Here is a 19,158-nt window from a genome sequence, read left to right as displayed (position 1 = left end):
ATCAGGAAATATCTGCCGGAAAAGTAATCACTTGCTCCAGTTTCATTTGATTGGTTGCAATCATCAACAAACGGTCAATTCCAAGGGCAATTCCAGAACATTCCGGCATATTCGGTAAAGCTGCCAATAGATATTTATCGATCGGCATGACATGCAAGCCCAGCTTGGCCCGTTCTGCATTATCCGCCTCAAAGCGCGAACGCAATACGTCGGCATCAATCAGCTCATCATAGGCATTGGCCAATTCTAAACCTTCGATATACAGCTCAAAACGTGCGGCGACCAGTTCACCCTCTTCATCGATTCGGGTTTTCGCCAGAGAGGCCATTTCAGGGGGGAAATCGGTCAGGAATACTGCGGTATCAAACCCCAGACTCGGTTCAACCATATGTGAAAATAATAGGTCGATATAACCGAGACGATCCTCGCCCAAATCCAGACTTAAACCGACGCGGCGGCAGCAATCTTTCAATTCCTGCAAAGTTGCCTGAAGCGGATTGAGATCCAGACGATCCATGAACGCGTGCTTATAACTCAGAATGGTCGGACGTATTTCGCCAAAACGTGCTTTCAAGGTCACATTCAACAGATCAGATACTTCAAACATCAGATCTTTTAAGCTAAATCCAGGACGATACCATTCCAGCATGGTGAATTCGCTATTGTGCTTACGCCCATGCTCATCATCACGGAACACTTTACAGATTTGATAAATGGGTCCACTGCCACTGGCCAATAAGCGCTTCATGGCAAATTCAGGTGAAGTCTGCAAATAATGGGTATGCGCTTTACCCAACACATGGCGCTGGGCCTGTACCGAGGCTAAATGCACATCAGTCACACCGGCTTGAGACAAAATCGGTGTTTCCACCTCTAATACATCCCGCTCAGCGAAAAATTGACGGATTTGACGATATAAATTCGCACGCGCATACATGGCTTGAAGGTTACAAGTAGGTTGATACGTCATCGTCATGCCTTCGGCCCACCATGAGCTGCCCACTCACGACGCAGCGGATAAGTTTTACGTAAATGATCAAATGCCTGCTGATCGATTTTGCCTTCTTTGAGACAGGCGCGTAGATTGGCATCATCACGAGCAATGTCATAAATTTGGGATAAATGCTGTTGCAATGCCATTTTTAAATCCTGCCCCTGAAAAAACTGCTCACAGACAGGCAGCTGCGTTTCAAACTGTTTACTGGCTGCAAAACCGAAAGTTTGACAAAAAGCCTCATAAATCATCTGAGTACCACGTGCCTTGCCTTCCAGGCTATAGCCGGCAATATGCGGAGTGACCAAAGTCACCAGATCCAGCAGTTCTGCTGAAATCAGCGGTTCGTGTTCAAAGACATCCAAAATCACTGTTCGGTGTGTCGCCTGTATATCCTGGATTAGCGCGGCCTCTTCAATGACTGGCCCACGTGCTGAATTAATCAAGATCGCGTCAGGCTGCATTTTTGCCAATGCAGTAGCATTAAATAAATGATAGGTTGGATATGCGCCTGTTTTGGTTAAAGGAACATGAATCGAAATTGCATCTGCTTGTTGCAGCAATTCATGAAATTCGACTTGATCAACCTGCTCTCTTTGCACAAAAGGATCGCAACCGATCACACGCCAGCCCAAAAGTTTCGCCATATAAGCCAGACGGGTTCCGACATTACCCAAACCGACAATACCCAAGGTAAATGTCGCATTGGCATCGAGTAATTCAAGACGTACCTGCAATAATGCGGTAATGACATATTCAGCCACCGCTTGCGCATTACAGCCGGCCGCATTACTCCACTGAATCCCATGTTGTTCTAATGCAGCAATATCCAAATGATCTGTACCAATGGTGGCACTGCCCACAAATTTAATCGAACTATTCTGTAGCAGTGCTTCATTGACCTGAGTCACTGAACGTACCAACAGGCTGTCGGCATCTTTGACATCATCTGCACTTAAGGTTCGCCCTGCACGATGTTGAATATCACCAAATTCGGAAAAGAAATAATCGGTATATGCCAGATTTTCATCTGCGACAATTTTCATAATGAGATCCATATGATGCTTGGGCGTATGATAGCGCGTTGACGCCTCTGACTCTATATTTGGCCGATACGTCCATTTTTCAAGATTTTATGAATTAAGTTAAGGACTGAAGAATTTAATATTCAAGATCTGCAGCCTAAAAAGAAAAACCCCAATCTTTCGACTGGGGTTTTAAAAATTTGGCGGAAGCGGTGAGATTCGAACTCACGGAGGACTCACACCCTCGTCGGTTTTCAAGACCGGTGCATTAAACCGCTCTGCCACGCTTCCTTGGCCGCCATCATATAAATAAATTAGATTTTTGGCAATAAAATTTAGCGAAACTTCTATAAAAAGCGGCTTATTCAGCTAAAAATCATCCGAAATCAAAGCCAACCTGGGCATTTTCATTCAAAGATTTGAATCTTGAAATGATCTTGAGTTGTATTTAACTCAGTAGAGAATAATGAGAGAAATAACCACATTCAGCATCAAGCGGATCAACAACTGAAAAAATATTCAGACATAAAAAAACCCAGTCAAATTGACTGGGTTTTTAAAATTTGGCGGAAGCGGTGAGATTCGAACTCACGGAGGACTCACACCCTCGTCGGTTTTCAAGACCGGTGCATTAAACCGCTCTGCCACGCTTCCATGGCCGACATGATATAAACAAAAATCATGCTTGGCAAATATTTTTATGCTTTCACTGCATCAACTGCACAAAATAAAATCAATTACATTAATCTGCTGAATTTTCTGGCTTTTCATAACGAATTGAGTTGATGAACCAAAGTTTCTTGCCGGAGGGGGTCAATACCTCGGCCTCATCATCGACCTGCTTGCCTAATAACGCGCGTGCCATCGGTGAACTGATCGAAATATGCTGCGGATGATGATCATAAATTTCATCTACACCGACAATACGTAAAGTTTTTTGTTCCCCTTCTTCGTTTTCAATTTCTACCCAGGCACCAAAATAGACCTTACCCTCTTGCTCCGGGGAAAAATCTATAATTTTTAGCTCTTCTAGGCGCTTGCCGAGATACCTGACCCGTCGATCAATTTTACGCAAAATTTGCTTGTTATATTGGTAGTCTGCGTTTTCAGAACGGTCGCCGAGACTGGCTGCCCAGTTCACTTTTTTGGTAATTTCAGGACGCTCTTCATGCCAGAGATTCTTAAGTTCTGCCACCAATTTATCGTGTCCAGCACGGGTGATTAAGTTGGATTTCATACGTCTTGCTGATCATATTTTCAGTGTTTTAACTTACAAACAGCTTATTTTATTTACCATTTTAACACAATGGCAAAATTCCAAAAAAATTAACTTTATATTTCAGTATCTTAAAATTATTTTTAAAAATAATTTGTGTACAAAATTTGACAATCGTTTTTTAGATCATTAATATGCCAGCAACTTCCGGAAATGCTTACTTTTTAATCTATGTAGTTTTTCTACATAATTATCTTTAAATCTCTTGTCATTTTGAATGACGTCATGACTGCCCAACCCTTATTGAATTTATCAAACTGTTAAAATTTCTGGCTTTGTTGGCTGTGATTTTTAGGGCATAAATTACTTGTAGCGGAGACAACATGCACAGTAGTTCATCCACTGGGTCGAGGCTTTGCCTAAGATCTGTAATTTCTTCTCTCCCTTTGAAAGCACTTGTACTGAGCACTGCATTTATTCCCCTACACAGTATCAATGCAAGTAAGACCACACTTCAGTTTGATCATGTGGTCAATAGCAATAAGTTGACCGTGGTTGCGGTTGAAAATCCGACTACCGTATTCCAGGATGGACAACATCTACATGGCTTCGGTTATGATCTGGTTCGTAACTATGCCAACAATCTGAATGTAAAGCTCGATTTTAAAATCGTTCCTGATAATCAGACTGCCCTACAATGGGTTGCTCAGGGTAAAGCCAATCTGGCTATGACGACCACCGATATACGCACCATTGAAAACAAGCGTTTGACGTCATTCTCAGCCACTTGTGGCGATGAATCGATTCTGTCGAGTAATGGCTTGAATACCAATTTAAATCTGGTGTTTAAATCTGCTACAGATCCTTTGAGCCAGACGGCCAGTGCTTTTGTCTGCAAAGGCAAACAAAGTGGTGCCATCAAGCAGCTTGCTTCATTTTATAATCAGAATGTCGTGAAAGAGGAATCTTGGACCACCATTCAACGTGATTTGAACAACCGTCTGCCGATCTATGAAGCGAGTTTTAAACAGACAGCGCAGCAGTATGACCTGGATTGGCATTTACTGGCGGCCATTGGTTATCAGGAATCTTATCTGAAACCGAATTCAGTTTCTCCGACGGGTGTGCGTGGTTTGATGATGCTGACCAACAGTACAGCAAAAGCCATGGGCGTGAGTAACCGTACCGATCCTGCTCAAAGCATTCAGGGTGGTGCCAAGTATTATGATCAAATGCTTAGTCGCTATGATCATATTCCTTTTCCAGATCGGAACTGGTTTGCACTGGTAGCTTATAATATGGGCCCAGGTGCAGTGAATCAGTTGCAAAAGCGCATTCAGTCGCAAGGCAAGAACCCGAATAACTGGGTGAACTTATATGCCTATCTGGATCAGAATAAAGCCAATAATGGTCGCTACCGTCAAGCGGTACAATATGTGACCCGCATTCGTGCTTATTTGGAACATATCAAGACCACACCACAATTGGTGAATATCTAAGCTAAAACCTTAGCATTAATCAAAATGACATAAAAAAAGCTTACCTCAGGGTAAGCTTTTTTCGTCTTTATTCAGGCTAATGTCTTAGTAGAATTAAGCCGTGGTATTTTCAAGTACTTTCTTGAACAAATCTTTTTGTTCCTGACTTGGTTTTGCAGTCTGAAGTGCCATCAATTGTGACATATCACCCTGTACTTTGATTTTACCTGTCATAAATGCCTGCATCGCAGCAGCCATATCAAACTCTAGGAAAACTTTACGTAGAGTTTCGCCATCCATATTCAGCGTGGTTTTGGCATTTGAAGACAAACCTTTTTTGATTGCCCCACCATCTAAAGATAGTTCAGTATTACCTGTAGTGTCCGCTACAACCAAATTAATCGCAAGGTTCGCCAAAGCTGGTGGCAAATTCAAATCGCCAGCTTGCGCAGTTAGAGTTTCTACAGTTGAAAACCAATCATCAGTTAAAAAAGCAGGCATGATCTTTCCTCAAATTATTTGTTCATTTGTGTCGACTATCCAGACGACATCATGTTGAAGCTATTATGCTTGTGCTTTGTTATATCATGATCATTAGCGCAAAGGCTAACGAATTTTGTACGCGCCGTTCAATTTTTGTAGTTCTATTTTTATTTATGTTTATAAGCAGACATCAACCCGCAGGCTGATGTCTACACGTTCTAAAATTAGTCTGCAGCAAAGCCCAGATTGACCATATTGATCCGGCGGTTCTCGCCTTCCACAGCTTCTTCAGTTGAATCACCGCCTTTGAAGTCGAATTCACGCTGGCTGTCCAGCACTTCAAAATCAAATAATTCACGATCGACCAGCTGCGATGGCGAAACATTTTGCAATGCGCCAAAAATGCTGTGCAGACGTTTTGGATGTGCTTTATCCCAATCACGTAACATGTCATTGATAATTGCGCGCTGCAGGTTGTCCTGAGAGCCACATAAATTACATGGAATAATTGGAAATTGACGCATTTCTGCATATTTAATGATGTCTTTTTCTTCCACATAGGCCAGTGGACGAATCAGAATGTTCTTTTTGTCTGAAGACAACAGTTTTGGTGGCATGGCTTTCAAGCTGCCGCCATGGAACAGGTTCAGGAAGAAAGTCGCCAGGATATCATCACGATGATGGCCTAAGGCAACCTTGGTCGCACCAATTTCCTGCGCAAAACCGTATAAAGAACCACGACGCAAACGCGAACAGACTGCACAGTAGGTTTTACCTTCAGGCGTCAACTTTTTGGTGATGCTGTAGGTGTCTTTTTCCAAAATGTAATACGGAATGTTATTTTCTTCTAAATAACGAGGTAATACATCTTCCGGGAAGCCTGGCTGTTTCTGGTCCAGATTCACAGCCACTACATCGAAATTGATCGGTGCGATGCGCTTGAACTGTAGCAGGATATCCAACAGGGTATAACTGTCTTTACCACCAGAAATACACACCATGACCTTATCGCCTTCTTCAATCATCTTGAAGTCACGAATGGCATGTCCGACCTGTCGGCGAAGCTTCTTCAACAAACGGTAGTAGGCTGAGCTTGTTGGCAGTTCAGGTTTGAAATTAAATCCTTGTTCGGACTCAACTGGCGAGTACATAGACGAGATTAACCCATAAAAAAAATACCGCGCAATTTTAGCCGATTCGGACCGCTATCGCATCAAAAGAATTTATTTTCATGAAAATGTCTTATTAGTTTCATTTTCATGTTTTATTTAGATTGATATATTGAACGATTGCGTTCATTTTTTAGTCAAGATGCTTATCTTTTGGACTTTTCCACAGTTGTCCACAAAAGCTGTGGATAACTTTGTGGATTGAAACAGACTTGACAACTTGTCCGGCTCAAAAGATAAGGCTTTTCTTTGAATTGATTATTTTTTGATCAATTTAATTATTAATAAAAATCAAATAGTTAACCCTGTCAAGCCTAAGGTTTTAAATTAAATCATATTTTTTTTTCTATCGCTAAAATGTAAAAAATGACTTGCATTTACAAACTCGTTTATAAATGCAGCGCACAAGTCTTTTCATTCCGTAATTTTTTGTTAAACTCTTTATTAAATTTTTCTCGCTTGTGTTTACTTAATATAAACAATGAAAATAAATGTGCATGTTTTGGGGCGTTATGGGATCAGTGGTTTGCTATTGGCAAGCTGTTGTCATTTTGCTTATGCTGGTCAAACGATCTATCAATTACGCGACAGTAATGGCAGTACTTTATTGACCAATAAGAAAAGTCGCTATAATCACCTGCAGGTAGAAAAGAAAACTTATTATCCCGACAGCAATATTCATAGTTATAGTAACTGGGGCTCGAGTGAAGCTTCCGTGTTACCTAGCTATAGTAAAAATAAAAATGCCTATGACTCGATCATCCGTCAGGCAGCACAAACCTATGGCGTGTCTGAAGGCTTGATTAAAGCTGTGATGCATACCGAATCCGGTTTTAATGTACAGGCACGCTCTCCAGTCGGTGCACAGGGCTTAATGCAACTCATGCCGGCGACTGCCCGTCGTTTTAATGTGAGCAACGCTTATGACCCGCAGCAGAATATTATGGCAGGTGCCAAATATCTGGCCTGGTTATTAAAACGGTTTAATGGTAATACCACCTTGGCACTGGCAGGCTATAATGCTGGTGAAGGTAATGTCGCTAAATATAAGGGCGTACCACCGTTTCGTGAAACTCAGGACTATGTCCGTCGTGTCAGCAGCCGTTATCAGAACCTATATGCTCAAGGTCTAGGTAATCATAGTGCTGCCTATACAGCATCTTCTGATACTGGCCGTGTGATTGCCAGTTCTGACAATTATTCGACTGGAACCACCACAGCTTCCAATATTCAGGCTGCCAAGTATCAGCGTCAGATCATTGCTCAAGCGGATGGCAGTTTCACCGATGCACCGGCAGGCTCTTATGCCACCGCCAATGCGTCAGCATCTGCAAAAATATATTTAAGTGAATAATTCCTAAACAGCTTTGTTTTTAAAGACCTATGTTTTTTATTTGTACAAAAAATATCCTGTGTTTTTTGTAGCCAAATGCTATTTTTTCCTTGAATTCTTCTCGATTTCACCGCATATTGATTTCAATGATTTACATTTAATAATCAGATTATTTTTCTGTAATAAGAGGATTTCTCAATGATGCGGATTGGTTTGTTCTTGCTAACCAACCTCGCGGTACTGGTTGTAGCTGGCATTATCTTGTCACTCTTCGGTGTCGGTAGTTACCATGGCGCAGGTGGCTTGAATCTAGGCAACCTGTTGGTCATCTGTTTTGTGTTCGGTATGGTCGGCTCAATGATTTCCCTGTTCATGTCTAAATGGATGGCGAAAAAGACCACGGGTACTGAACTGATTGACCCGAATGCACCTCGTAACCAAGCTGAAGCCTGGTTGCTCCAAGAAGTTGCACAACTTTCTCAGCGTGCAGGCATTAAAATGCCGGAAGTGGGTATTTTCCCCTCTTACCAGTCGAATGCCTTTGCCACCGGCTGGAACAAAAATGATGCTCTCGTTGCGGTATCAACTGGCTTGCTTGAGCGTATGAACAAAGACGAACTTCGTGCAGTATTAGCGCATGAGATTGGTCATGTCGCCAATGGTGACATGGTCACTCTGGCACTAATCCAAGGTGTTGTGAACGCCTTCGTGATGTTCTTCGCACGTGTCGCAGGTGATTTTATTGACCGCAATGTCTTTGGTCGTGAAGAAGGTGAAGCCCCGGGTATTGCCTATTTCGTGATTACTATTGTGCTGGATATCGTGTTCGGTATCTTGGCATCGTCGATTGTGATGTGGTTCTCTCGTCACCGTGAATACCGTGCTGATGAAGCAGGTGCACGTCTGGCAGGTAAACAAGCCATGATTTCAGCATTACTGCGCTTACAGGCAGAATCTGAAATGCCAGATGCCATGCCGAAAGAAATGAAAGCATTTGCGATTTCTGCGGGTAAAGAAGAAGGCTTTAGCCTTGCTGCATTGTTCCAGACGCATCCAAGCATCGAACAACGTGTCGCTGCATTGCAACAACTTGATTGTGCTTAAGTAAAACTTTATTTTTGATTCAAAAAAAGCCTGCAATTGCAGGCTTTTTTTATTGGATTCAATTATTCTTTAGCTGACCTATCATTGGCTGAACCATTGATACAGCGCCATAGCACCCCACCCGATCGCGAAGACAAATACAATCAGGAATAAAGTACCTAAAATATCGGGGATGTGAATCCAGATCCAGGCCACCACGGGATTGCGCCAGAATGCAGATTGCTGTTGTTTGCGTTCCAGACTTTCATGCAAAAATGGGTGTACCACATGCCGGTCGCTGCTAATCTGATATTCCTCGCGAATATGCCGATGCACGACATCGAGCGCCTTGCGACTGGGCCGAATAAAAATATCAAAGACCGTGCCCGCCACCGGAATAAATCCTACTACCGCATCGATCGCCGCCATCTTCATCACTGGATTGAGTTTGGCACTCGGAACCCCGATCTGTTTGGCCTTATGAATGGCATAACAGGTCAATACAAAACCGGCAATATCTCCCGCAACCGGAATCGTACTCAAAGCAGCATCTGCCCCCACTCCTTGCTTGGTAAACGGAATACGTACTACGGAATCCATTATATTGGCAAACTTGGCCAGATCACGTTCCAGACGTATCACCTCTTGTTGGCTTAGTTTTGGTTTTTGTCCAGACTCAGGCATAGGTTATTCCAGAAATAATGCTGATTTTCATGAGCATAAAGTATTTTTTATACGCTGATGTATCAATCTGTGAATTAAAACAATAATTTGGAAGCCACAAATAAATACAGAATCACACCAGTAGCATCGCAGATGGAAGTCACCAACGGCGCCGAAGCACTGGCAGGATCAAGTTTGAGTTTATTTAAAATAAAAGGCAGACTCATGCCGATCAGGCAGCCCATCAACACAATCCCGAGCATGCTGATGGCCAGCACCACAGCTACCATAATATCTCCCCGAATATAACCCAGAATGGATACCGCAATCGCCATGGTGCCGCCTAAGCACAGCGCCACCAGAGATTCGCGACTGAGCAAATTAAACCAGTCCTTAAATTCGACATCGCCTGTGGCCAAGGCACGCACCATCAAGGTGGCGGATTGCGAACCGGCATTTCCGCCACTCCCTACCAAAAGTGGTAAGAAAAATACCAACACGATATGCGCGGCAATGATCTCTTCAAAGTGTGCAATGCCAATTCCAGAGAGCAGACTGCCAAAAACCAGAATGACCAGCCAGAAGACCCGCTTCTGATACAAGGTCAAAATCGGGGCAGTTTTAAGGCTCAATTCAGTCAACGGCGTCACTGCACCCGACTTTAAAATATCTTCAGTAGTTTCGGCTTCGACAATGTCCATTGCATCGTCATAGGTGACAATTCCTAAGAGTTTTTGCTGTGCATCAACTACAGGCAGAGCAATAAAATCATAATAGGCCAAGGCTCGAGCTACAATTTCCTGATCATCTGTTACTTGGGCAGAAATGACGTCACGTTGCATCACCTCGGCAATGCTCAGCTCAGGTAAGGCCTGAATGATCTGCCTTAGGGAAATCACACCGATCAGCCGTTTTTCTGCATCGACAATATAAATCAGATACAGGGTTTCCTGCCCGGCGGCCACCACACGTAAAGCCTGTATCGCTTCATCCATGGTTAAATCAGGTGATAGCGTCACAAAACTTGAGCTCATCATGGCCCCAGCCGTGCCTTCCGGATAGATGGCCAGATCTTTGAGTGTCTGCTGGGATTCTTCAGATAATGCGCTCATCAATTGCAGCTGTAGCGGCGGCGAAAACTGCTTATAAATATCGACAAAATCATCAGAAGGCATTGCATCCAGAATGGGAACAAGTTCTGAAATAGATAAGTGCTGTGCCACGTTTAACTGCTGCCCTAGGGGCATAAAAGCATAGACCAAGCTTGGTTCATTCAGTTCCCTTAAAATTCGGGCCTGTTGCCGAGCATCTAAACGACTTAAAATGCGCGCCTGATCGGCGACATTCAGCTGACTGAGTAAACCTACAGCGATGTCGTGATTTTCAGAATGTAATTGTTGTTGGATATGCTGGATTTTTTCTGAAATTGTCGGCATAAGCAGCTCATTATAAAAGTCTGGCATTCAAGAGATGTTTGTCCTGATCCCTATGTATCCTAATTTTTCATGTGAATAATTTTAATGATCATGCTGCAATATGACGATATTTTTTGTATTAATCAAATCCTCGATATTTAGCCAGAAAAAAGCCTGACTGAGTCAGGCTTTTTATAAAAAAACCATAAATTTATTCAATAATTGGTTTTTTCTTTATCAAGCGACGAATCAAAACATACATAAATGGAATAAAAATCAGCACCAGCACAGTTCCAAAAATAACACCACCAAATACACTCACCCCAATTTCCTGACGACTCACCGCACCTGCCCCTGTAGCAAAGACCAACGGTAAAATCCCTGCGCCAAAGGCCAAAGAAGTCATCAAAATTGGACGTAGGCGTAAAGAGGCACCTTCTAGTGCCGCTTCTACTACCGATTTGCCTTGTTGCTGCGCTAATGAAGCAAATTCTACAATCAAAATAGCATTCTTACAGGACAGACCGATGGTGGTCAGCAAGGCAATCTGGAAATAGATATCATTCGGGAAACCAGCCAGATAACTAAAAATAATATTGCCGCCAATCCCCAGTGGAATTGCCGACATCACGGCGGTTGGAATGCTCCAGCTTTCATATAAAGCCGCCAGACACAGAAAAATAAAGCCAATTGAAATCAGATACAGCCAGATCGCCTGATTATTGGACTGTTTTTCCTCAAAGGAAAGACCGCTCCAGACCACATCGACTCCCTCCTGTTCAGCAATCAAAGCTTCCACATCCTGCATGGCCTGACCGGAACTGCTGTCTTTGGCCCGATCGGCTTCCATTTGCAATGCGGTATACCCCATAAAGCGGTTGACCACTTCAGGACCACCACTCCAGCCCACTTGCGAGAAGTTACTGAAAGGCACCATCTGATTTTGGTCATTTCGTACATGCCACTGTGCCAGATCTTCCGGCTTAGAGCGGAATTCAGCATCACCCTGCATAATCACCCGTTTAATCCGACCACGATCAATAAAGTCATTGATATAACTGCCGCCCCAAGCACTGGATAAAGTACTGTTGATTGCCGATTGAGTCAGGCCGTTGGCCATGGCCTGTTTCTGATCAATATTGACACGTAGTTCTGCTTTGTCAGGATTAGAACGCTTGCCCAGATTTTCAAAGCTTGTATAGTTGCCCGCCCGAGCTTCCAGCGCTTTAAATTGCTGTTCCAGATATTGCCGGCCATTGCCATTGATGTCTCGAATCCAGAAATCCAGACCATCGGTTTGTCCCAGACCATTGACTGAAGCTGGCATGGACACATTAATTTGTGCATTGCGATTACTCTGGAAATGCTTCAAAGCCCGTTCACGAATCGCTTGTGCAGTATTGTCCTGACCGGAACGCTCATCCCAATGTTTCAACGCTACAAAACCGGTCGCGAGGTTCTGACCAGTTCCAGAGAAATTTCGCCCATAACGGATCATCACCAGATTGACATTAGCTTGTTCCTGATCCAGAAAATACTTACGGACTTCTTCACCGATCTGAATGGTATTTTTCATCGGAGCGCCTTCCTGCAATTTGATTTGCAAGCTTAAGATCCCCTGATCCTCACTCGGTAAGAAACTGGTCGGCAAGGCATGATAGAACAGCGCAAACACACCGATCAATCCGGCAAACAGCAGCAAACAGATTGCCTGACGCTGGACCGTGAGTTTAGACAAATTCAGATAACGATGTTTTAAATGATCCAGTTTCTGGTTAAACCAGGATGCCCATTTTGCCGGTTTAGGATTCGGTTTTAGAATAAGCGCGCACAATGCTGGGGTTAGAATCAATGCCACCATTAAGGACAGCGACATGGCCGCAACCAAAGTGATAGAAAATTGGCGATAGATCACGCCAGTCGAACCACCAAAGAAAGCCATCGGAATAAAGACTGCGGTCAAAACCAAAGTAATCCCGATCAGTGCTCCACTAATTTCCTGCATGGATTCCAGGGCCGCGTCCTTGGCAGACAGTTGCTTTTCATGCATCAACCGTTCGACGTTTTCCACCACAACAATCGCATCATCCACCAACAGGCCGATCGCCAGAACCAGCGCAAATAAGGTTAAGGTGTTGATACTCATACCCAGTGCATACAGCACCGCCATCGTACCCAAAATCACCACTGGAACAGTCACGGTAGGAATCAAAGTGGCACGCCAGTTCTGCAAGAAAATGAACATCACAATGATGACCAAGATCACGGCTTCGATCAGGGTTTTGACCACTTCTTTAATTGATTCTTGTACAAAAGGCGTATTGTCACGCGGGTAAGCAATTTTATAGCCTTCAGGCAATTGCTGGGAAATGCGGGCAATTTCAGCTTTAATCAGATTAGAGGTGGCAATGGCATTGGCACCTGAGGCCAGCGAAATACCCAGACCAGCCGATGGATAACCATTATTAGTACTATAGGATTGATAATTTTCAGCACCCAGTTCCACCCGCGCAATATCTTTCAAATAAATAAAGCTGCCGGCACGATCCGATTTGACAATAATATTCTGGAATTCTTCCACGGTTTTTAGCCGTGAACCCGAAGTAACTTTGGCATTCAGGTATTGCTCATCTATAGCGGGCAAATTACCAATCGCACCAGCAGCGACTTGGGTATTCTGGGCTTCAATCGCAGCACGCACATCGCTTGGCATCAGGTTATATTGTTTTAATTTTGCCGGATTCAGCCAGATCCGCATCGCATATTGTGAACCAAAAACATCGACTTCACCAATGCCTTCAATCCGGGAAATGTCCTGTTCCAGATGGGTCATCAGATAGTCGGAAAGTTCAATATTGTTGCTGCGCCCCGACTCATCATACAGGCTGATCACCATATGGGTATCGCCGAGCGATTTGAAGACATTAACGCCTTGGCGTTGTACATCTTCCGGTAATCGGTTTAGTACCCCATTAATCGCATTTTGTACCTGAACCTGTGCAGTATCTGGGTCGGTGCCATTTTCAAAGCTAATGCTGACCCGGCTGCGTCCTGAAGAATCACTACTCGAACTGAAATACAGCAGATGGTCAATGCCTTTGATTTGCTGTTCCAGCACTTGAGTCACGCTTTCTTCCACAGTTTCCGCAGAAGCGCCGCTATAAGTTGCTGCCACCGTTATCCTTGGCGGGGCAATGTCCGGATAACGTTCCACTGGCAGGTTCATCACTGCGAACAAGCCGATTGCCATGACAACAATCGCCAGCACCCCAGCAAAGATCGGGCGGTGGATAAAAAATTTAGACAGCATAAGTCCGGGTCACTTTTAATTAAATAGGGGTAAATTGATGCAGAACATAAGCATGCTATATCCAAATATTCAGTGACATAGCGCTAGAATGCAAGAATTAAACACATAAAAGCTGCGATAAAAAACCAATCATGGAGAAATTATGGATAATCCCTTTTGAGCACATTCTTGAGATTGCTCTTCCCTATTTATTAATAGCATTTTTCCAAACAAAAAACCCTGCAGATGCAGGGTTTTTTGGTGAATCAATTGAGCGGATTAAGCGCTGAACTGGTTCATTGTGTTTTTAGAATCATCACCAGCTTTCAATGCATTGTCACCAGCGAAGATTTCTTTGTGGTCATCACCGATGTCAGAACCAGCCATTGCTTGGTGTTTAACACATGCGATACCGCCGCGGATTTCTTTACGTTGTACGCCAGCAACATAAGCCAACATACCTTCAGTACCGAAGTAACCTTGAGCAAGCTCATGAGTAGAAAGCGCAGCTGTGTGGTAAGTCGGAAGTGTGATCAAGTGATGGAACACACCCGCTTCACGAGCAGCATCAGCTTGGAAGGTACGAACTTTTTCGTCAGCTTCAGCAGCCAGTTCAGTTGCATCGTACTCAGCGCTCATTAACTTAGCACGGTCGTAAGCAGAAACGTCTTTACCTTCAGCAACCCAACGGTCATATGCTTGTTGACGGAAGTTTAAAGTCCAGTTGAACGAAGGCGAGTTGTTATAAACAAGTTTCGCATTTGGAACTGTTTCACGTACACGGTTAACCATGTGAGCGATTTCAGCAACGTTTGGAGTCGCAGTTTCGATCCAAAGCAAGTCAGCACCATTTTGTAGGCTAGTTACACAGTCAAGTACAACGCGGTCGATTTGCGTGCCTTCACGGAACTGGTATAGACCAGAAGCAAGACGTTTAGGACGGTGAAGTTTACCATCACGCTTGATCAGGATTTCGTCTTCTTGAGCTTCTGAAATGTCGATTTCAGTTGTATCTAAGTAGCTGATGTATTGAGAAGCGATGTCGCCTGGCTCTTTAACCACTGGGATTTTTTGAGTCAAGTCAGCGCCTTCAGAGTCAGTACGTGCAACGATGATACCGTCGTCAAGACCCATTTCCAGGAATGCATAGCGAAGAGCGTGGATTTTCGCGATGAAGTCTTCGTGTGGAACTGTTACTTTACCAGCTTGGTGACCACATTGTTTCGCATCAGAAACCTGGTTTTCGATTTGTAGTGCACAAGCACCCGCTTCGATCATTTTCTTAGCAAGTAAGTAAGTCGCTTCTTCGTTACCAAAACCAGCGTCGATGTCCGCAATAATTGGCACAACGTGAGTTTGGAAGTTGTCGATTTGTGAAGTGATTTCAGCTGCTTTAGCAGTGTCGCCCGCTTCTTGTGCTTTTTTAAGTGCACGGAACAAGTCGTTTAATTCTTTCGCGTCAGCTTGACGTAAGAATGTGTAGATTTCTTCGATCAATGCAGGAACAGACGTTTTTTCGTGCATAGATTGGTCAGGAAGTGGACCGAATTCTGAACGAAGCGCTGCAACCATCCAACCAGAAAGGTAGATGTAGCGACGTTCAGTTGTACCGAAGTATTTTTTGTTCGCAATCATTTTTTGTTGCGCGATGAAACCGTGCCAGCAACCTAGTGATTGAGTGTATTTGCTAGAGTCTGCATCATAAGCAGCCATATCACGACGCATAATTGCCGCTGTATATTTCGCAATGTCTAAACCAGTTTTGAAACGGTTTTGAAGTTGCATACGCGCAGCATCTTCAGGACTGATGTCTGCCCAAGTGTTACCGAATTTCGCTTTTAATTCGCGGATTGCATCAATCGCTGTTTGGTATGTAGTCATGATATATTCCTGTAATAATATTAGGATTTTTCTGCAACGAACCGCTCAAATCACACCCTCAATGACTTGTTCAGATTTTCGACGATCCGTTGGGATAGCTAAAGATTAGTGGGCTTATGAAAATTAATCCAATAGTCTGCAAGAATCTTCAGTATTTATTTAAAAAATGAGTAGATCAAAGTCTTAGTACAATCTTAATTAATTAAATTAAATCGCTGTTTTATATATATTTATTTAAAAATAAAAATTAATAAAATTTCCGCATGTTGCTTAAAAATAATTCATTAGACTTAAGTCTGGATATGGATTTTATGTCCTTTTATTTTTAAAAAATGCTGATCTTTGATGATTTATTCAACTCAAGGAATTCTTGATTTAGTTTACTTTTCACTCAAATCTTGAATGCAAGAATAGCTTTTATGATTTTCTTTTAAAGCGAAAAGAGGGCTTTCATCCCAATCTATAAAAAAGGCTAAATGATGGTCCATTTAACGTGCATCTTTTTTCTTATGTACACTGTAAATAATAGAGTCTAAGCCTGTGTTAATTCTGTAAACTTTATCAGTGAGCACATGGCTTTTTTTCATCGGCGCTTTACACAAGGCCCGGCAATTATGGCATAATCATCATAATTTCTTGTATTTATTCTCGGTATTTCTTTTATGAATCTGGAGCGGGTCGATCTCAATCTATTAATTTATCTTGATGTACTTCTTCGCGAAAAAAATGTCACACGTGCAGCAGAACAATTGGGTGTTACCCAACCTGCCATGAGCAACATTTTACGTCGCTTACGCAATTTATTTAATGATCCCCTCCTGATCCGTTCTTCTGAAGGCATGACCCCAACCGAACGTGCCTTAGAATTACAACCACGTATTCGGGATGCACTGGCTGACTTGTCGATGATTCTGGAACCACGTACCGAGTTCCGTCCTTATACCTCAAATCGTGTGTTCCGGATCATGACTTCGGATTATGCGGAAGCAACGCTGGTTCCGCGTCTGGTCAAAGCCTTACGTTCAGAAGCACCGAATGTAGTATTAGACTTCCTAACCCCAAGTGACGTGTCATATCGCGACATGGAACAAGGCAAAGTTGATCTGGCGATTAACCGTTTTAATGAAATACCGCAAAGTTTTCATCAGGTTCTGGTCTGGCGTGACAGTTTTTCCTGTTTATTAAACAATAAACATCCGGCTGCAACCAACCTGAACTTAAAAAGCTATCTGGATGCACAGCATATCTGGGTCTCTAAAACCGGTATGGGTGTGGGCTTCGGGGTCAACCCGGAGAAACAGGCCGGTTTAGGCTGGATCGATCAGGCTTTGGAACGTATTGGCCAGAAACGTAAAATCTCGGTTTTTACCCGTCATTATCAAATGCCAGGTTTATTGGCCTCCAATGTCGATCTGGTGGCAACCCTGCCTTCACGGATCGCACGCCTGCAAGCCAAGAATCATAATTTAATTCTGAAAGATCCACCATTTTATATTCCCGAATTTGAACTCAAAATGGCATGGTGCCCTCTATTGCATCATCACCCTGCACATCGCTGGTTACGTCAGCTGATTTTGTATGTTGCGCGTCAAATGATTGAAGAAGAAAATCGTGAATTCCTGAGCAATAACTCTCAATTTTCACACTATTAAACTCAAATTCTTCTAAATTCTTATTTTTTAAGATTATACTTTGAAGGCTTGAGAGGTAGTTTTTACACCTCAAGCCTTTTTTTGTGTTAAAAATATCCCAAGATACTATTCATCCACAGGTGGATTTGTGAGCCTCTTACAAAATATCGTGATTATCTTAATACTCATCGCGGGGGCCGGTTTTTTATCTTTAACAGAAATCGCCCTCGCAGGTGCCCGTAAAGTCAAACTGAAAATTCTGGCTGAATCGGGTGAACATCGCGCTCAAAAAGTTTTAGATCTACAAGAAAATTCTGCTGACTTCTTTGCAGCCTCTCAAATCGGTTTAAATGCAGTCGCCATTCTTGGCGGTATTTTAGGTGAAGGAGCCTTCCGTCCTTATATTTTTAATTTTGTTTCCCGCTTTTACCAGGGTCCGTGGGCTGAAAACATTAGCTTTGCACTTTCCTTCACTGTCGTCACTTCTTTATTTATTTTATTTGCAGACTTGATGCCGAAACGTCTGGCCATGATTGCGCCAGAAAAGATCGCAGTCTCGGTCATTGAACCCATTCAGATTTTCATTAAAGTCTGTAAGCCTTTGGCCTGGCTCATTAATGTTATTGCCAACATGCTGTTCCGTCTGTTTAAAGTGAATACCATTCGTGATGATAATATTACCTTTGATGATATTTCCGCAGTGATGGATGCAGGTGCACAAGCTGGCGTACTGCAAAAACAGGAACATCATTTCATTGAAAATGTATTCGAGCTGGAAGAGCGTAATGTACCTTCGAGTATGACTACCCGTGAGAATGTGGTGTTCTTTACCTTAAATGAACCAGAAGAAAGTATTCGGCAAAAGCTGGCGGAATATCCCTATTCCAAGTTTCTGGTGTGTAGCAATGACATCGACAGTGTGATTGGCTATGTCGATGCCAAAGATATTCTGGTGCGGATTCTGAATAACCAGTCGCTGCTACAGTTAAATGAAAATACCATCCGTAATGTCCTGACCATTCCGGATACTTTAACTTTATCGGAAGTTCTGGACCGTTTTCGCTCGACCAAGGAAAAATTTGCCGTCGTCATTAATGAATATGCGCTGGTGGTTGGGGTGATTACCCTCTCCGACATTATGATTACTGTAATGGGCGACTGGGTGACACCAATTGAAGCCGATCAGCAAATTATTAAGCGTGACAATAATTCCTGGTTGATTGAAGGCAGCACGCCAATTGAAGACATGAAACATGCGCTTGAAATCGACTCAATGCCAGATGAGGAAAATTACGAAACACTGGCTGGTTTTATGATGTTCAAGCTGCGTAAAATTCCGCGTCCTGCCGATACCGTCATTCATGCCGGTTATAAATTTGAAGTCGTCGATGTCGATCATTTCAAGATTGACCAGTTGCTGGTGACTCGGATCATTGAAATCAATCCATTAATTCAGGAAGAATCAGAATAATCTGATTCTTCCTCTATTTTAAAATAA

14 protein-coding genes and 2 tRNA genes are annotated in these 19,158 nt (G+C 43.1%); 5 read left to right on the top strand and 11 right to left on the bottom strand.

Going from position 1 to position 19,158, the window contains the following annotated elements; all coding sequences use genetic code 11:
- Position 1: 1 nt before the first annotated feature.
- The 5 genes from epmA to greB all read right to left on the bottom strand — a co-directional run bounded on the left by epmA (position 2) and on the right by greB (position 3,256).
- Positions 2-976, bottom strand: a complete 975-nt coding sequence (gene epmA / locus ACO1B7_RS11345; protein ID WP_129716733.1) for an EF-P lysine aminoacylase EpmA — start codon at positions 974-976, stop codon at positions 2-4.
- Complete coding sequence (locus ACO1B7_RS11340) at positions 973-2,040, bottom strand: 4-phosphoerythronate dehydrogenase (protein WP_129716735.1); 1,068 nt, start codon at positions 2,038-2,040, stop codon at positions 973-975. The genes epmA and ACO1B7_RS11340 overlap by 4 nt, the downstream gene beginning before the upstream one ends.
- A 180-nt stretch (positions 2,041-2,220) precedes the next feature.
- Positions 2,221-2,310, bottom strand: a tRNA-Ser gene (locus tag ACO1B7_RS11335).
- Between the two features lie 273 nt (positions 2,311-2,583).
- Positions 2,584-2,673 (bottom strand) — tRNA-Ser (locus ACO1B7_RS11330).
- An 88-nt stretch (positions 2,674-2,761) separates the two neighbouring features.
- Entirely contained in the window at positions 2,762-3,256 is a 495-nt protein-coding gene (gene greB, locus ACO1B7_RS11325; RefSeq protein ID WP_005103930.1) for a transcription elongation factor GreB, read from the bottom strand.
- 362 nt (positions 3,257-3,618) lie between these two features.
- Here greB and ACO1B7_RS11320 point away from each other — a divergent pair, with 362 nt between their 5' ends.
- On the top strand, positions 3,619-4,734 hold the full coding sequence (locus ACO1B7_RS11320) for an MltF family protein (protein WP_004280534.1): 1,116 nt from the start codon (positions 3,619-3,621) through the stop codon (positions 4,732-4,734).
- Positions 4,735-4,827: 93 nt separating this feature from the next.
- Here the strand turns inward: ACO1B7_RS11320 and ACO1B7_RS11315 are convergent, their stop codons facing one another.
- Both ACO1B7_RS11315 and ttcA read right to left on the bottom strand, forming a co-directional pair.
- Entirely contained in the window at positions 4,828-5,214 is a 387-nt protein-coding gene (locus ACO1B7_RS11315; RefSeq protein ID WP_004280536.1) for an SCP2 sterol-binding domain-containing protein, read from the bottom strand.
- 206 nt (positions 5,215-5,420) lie between these two features.
- A complete protein-coding gene (gene ttcA, locus ACO1B7_RS11310) occupies positions 5,421-6,347 on the bottom strand; it encodes a tRNA 2-thiocytidine(32) synthetase TtcA (protein WP_004280538.1) in 927 nt (308 codons plus the stop codon).
- A 499-nt stretch (positions 6,348-6,846) separates the two neighbouring features.
- Between ttcA and ACO1B7_RS11305 the strand changes: the two genes are divergently transcribed.
- Both ACO1B7_RS11305 and htpX read left to right on the top strand, forming a co-directional pair.
- The gene (locus ACO1B7_RS11305; RefSeq protein WP_005106351.1) at positions 6,847-7,719 is read left to right on the top strand and encodes a lytic transglycosylase domain-containing protein; all 873 of its coding nucleotides are present in this window, start codon (positions 6,847-6,849) and stop codon (positions 7,717-7,719) included.
- A 177-nt stretch (positions 7,720-7,896) separates the two neighbouring features.
- Entirely contained in the window at positions 7,897-8,802 is a 906-nt protein-coding gene (gene htpX, locus ACO1B7_RS11300) for a protease HtpX (protein WP_004280540.1), read from the top strand.
- Positions 8,803-8,883: 81 nt separating this feature from the next.
- On the opposite strand, the gene ACO1B7_RS11295 is transcribed toward htpX, so the two are convergent.
- From ACO1B7_RS11295 to ACO1B7_RS11280, 4 genes are all read right to left on the bottom strand, one after another.
- Positions 8,884-9,465 carry a DUF4112 domain-containing protein gene (locus tag ACO1B7_RS11295; protein WP_129716737.1) on the bottom strand — a complete coding sequence of 194 codons (582 nt, stop codon included), beginning with the start codon at positions 9,463-9,465 and terminating at the stop codon, positions 8,884-8,886.
- A gap of 74 nt (positions 9,466-9,539) precedes the next feature.
- Positions 9,540-10,880 carry a magnesium transporter gene (mgtE, locus tag ACO1B7_RS11290; protein WP_129716739.1) on the bottom strand — a complete coding sequence of 447 codons (1,341 nt, stop codon included), beginning with the start codon at positions 10,878-10,880 and terminating at the stop codon, positions 9,540-9,542.
- A 190-nt stretch (positions 10,881-11,070) separates the two neighbouring features.
- Positions 11,071-14,169, bottom strand: a complete 3,099-nt coding sequence (locus tag ACO1B7_RS11285; RefSeq protein WP_423090214.1) for a multidrug efflux RND transporter permease subunit — start codon at positions 14,167-14,169, stop codon at positions 11,071-11,073.
- A 258-nt stretch (positions 14,170-14,427) separates the two neighbouring features.
- Complete coding sequence (locus ACO1B7_RS11280; protein WP_004280550.1) at positions 14,428-16,029, bottom strand: isocitrate lyase; 1,602 nt, start codon at positions 16,027-16,029, stop codon at positions 14,428-14,430.
- A 662-nt stretch (positions 16,030-16,691) separates the two neighbouring features.
- Between ACO1B7_RS11280 and ACO1B7_RS11275 the strand changes: the two genes are divergently transcribed.
- Together ACO1B7_RS11275 and paeA are read left to right on the top strand one after the other, a co-directional pair.
- On the top strand, positions 16,692-17,681 hold the full coding sequence (locus tag ACO1B7_RS11275; RefSeq protein ID WP_005097703.1) for a LysR family transcriptional regulator: 990 nt from the start codon (positions 16,692-16,694) through the stop codon (positions 17,679-17,681).
- A 127-nt stretch (positions 17,682-17,808) separates the two neighbouring features.
- Positions 17,809-19,131 (top strand): polyamine export protein PaeA, encoded by a 1,323-nt coding sequence (gene paeA, locus ACO1B7_RS11270; RefSeq protein ID WP_005097704.1) that lies wholly within the window; start codon positions 17,809-17,811, stop codon positions 19,129-19,131.
- Positions 19,132-19,158 lie beyond the last annotated feature (27 nt).

Origin of the sequence: Acinetobacter lwoffii, from assembly GCF_049367455.1 — a bacterium.
Taxonomy (GTDB): domain Bacteria; phylum Pseudomonadota; class Gammaproteobacteria; order Pseudomonadales; family Moraxellaceae; genus Acinetobacter; species Acinetobacter lwoffii_W.
Note: the sequence above shows the minus strand (reverse complement) of the source record. Positions and strands in the feature narration are given on the sequence as shown.

What these genes read in the sequence shown, in the direction of transcription:
- epmA (WP_129716733.1), bottom strand. Translation starts at nt 976, where the DNA reads ATGACGATGACGTATCAACCTACTTGTAACCTTCAAGCCATGTATGCG.
- ACO1B7_RS11340 (WP_129716735.1), bottom strand. Translation starts at nt 2,040, where the DNA reads ATGAAAATTGTCGCAGATGAAAATCTGGCATATACCGATTATTTCTTT.
- greB (WP_005103930.1), bottom strand. Translation starts at nt 3,256, where the DNA reads ATGAAATCCAACTTAATCACCCGTGCTGGACACGATAAATTGGTGGCA.
- ACO1B7_RS11320 (WP_004280534.1), top strand. Translation starts at nt 3,619, where the DNA reads ATGCACAGTAGTTCATCCACTGGGTCGAGGCTTTGCCTAAGATCTGTA.
- ACO1B7_RS11315 (WP_004280536.1), bottom strand. Translation starts at nt 5,214, where the DNA reads ATGCCTGCTTTTTTAACTGATGATTGGTTTTCAACTGTAGAAACTCTA.
- ttcA (WP_004280538.1), bottom strand. Translation starts at nt 6,347, where the DNA reads ATGTACTCGCCAGTTGAGTCCGAACAAGGATTTAATTTCAAACCTGAA.
- ACO1B7_RS11305 (WP_005106351.1), top strand. Translation starts at nt 6,847, where the DNA reads ATGAAAATAAATGTGCATGTTTTGGGGCGTTATGGGATCAGTGGTTTG.
- htpX (WP_004280540.1), top strand. Translation starts at nt 7,897, where the DNA reads ATGATGCGGATTGGTTTGTTCTTGCTAACCAACCTCGCGGTACTGGTT.
- ACO1B7_RS11295 (WP_129716737.1), bottom strand. Translation starts at nt 9,465, where the DNA reads ATGCCTGAGTCTGGACAAAAACCAAAACTAAGCCAACAAGAGGTGATA.
- mgtE (WP_129716739.1), bottom strand. Translation starts at nt 10,880, where the DNA reads ATGCCGACAATTTCAGAAAAAATCCAGCATATCCAACAACAATTACAT.
- ACO1B7_RS11285 (WP_423090214.1), bottom strand. Translation starts at nt 14,169, where the DNA reads ATGCTGTCTAAATTTTTTATCCACCGCCCGATCTTTGCTGGGGTGCTG.
- ACO1B7_RS11280 (WP_004280550.1), bottom strand. Translation starts at nt 16,029, where the DNA reads ATGACTACATACCAAACAGCGATTGATGCAATCCGCGAATTAAAAGCG.
- ACO1B7_RS11275 (WP_005097703.1), top strand. Translation starts at nt 16,692, where the DNA reads ATGAATCTGGAGCGGGTCGATCTCAATCTATTAATTTATCTTGATGTA.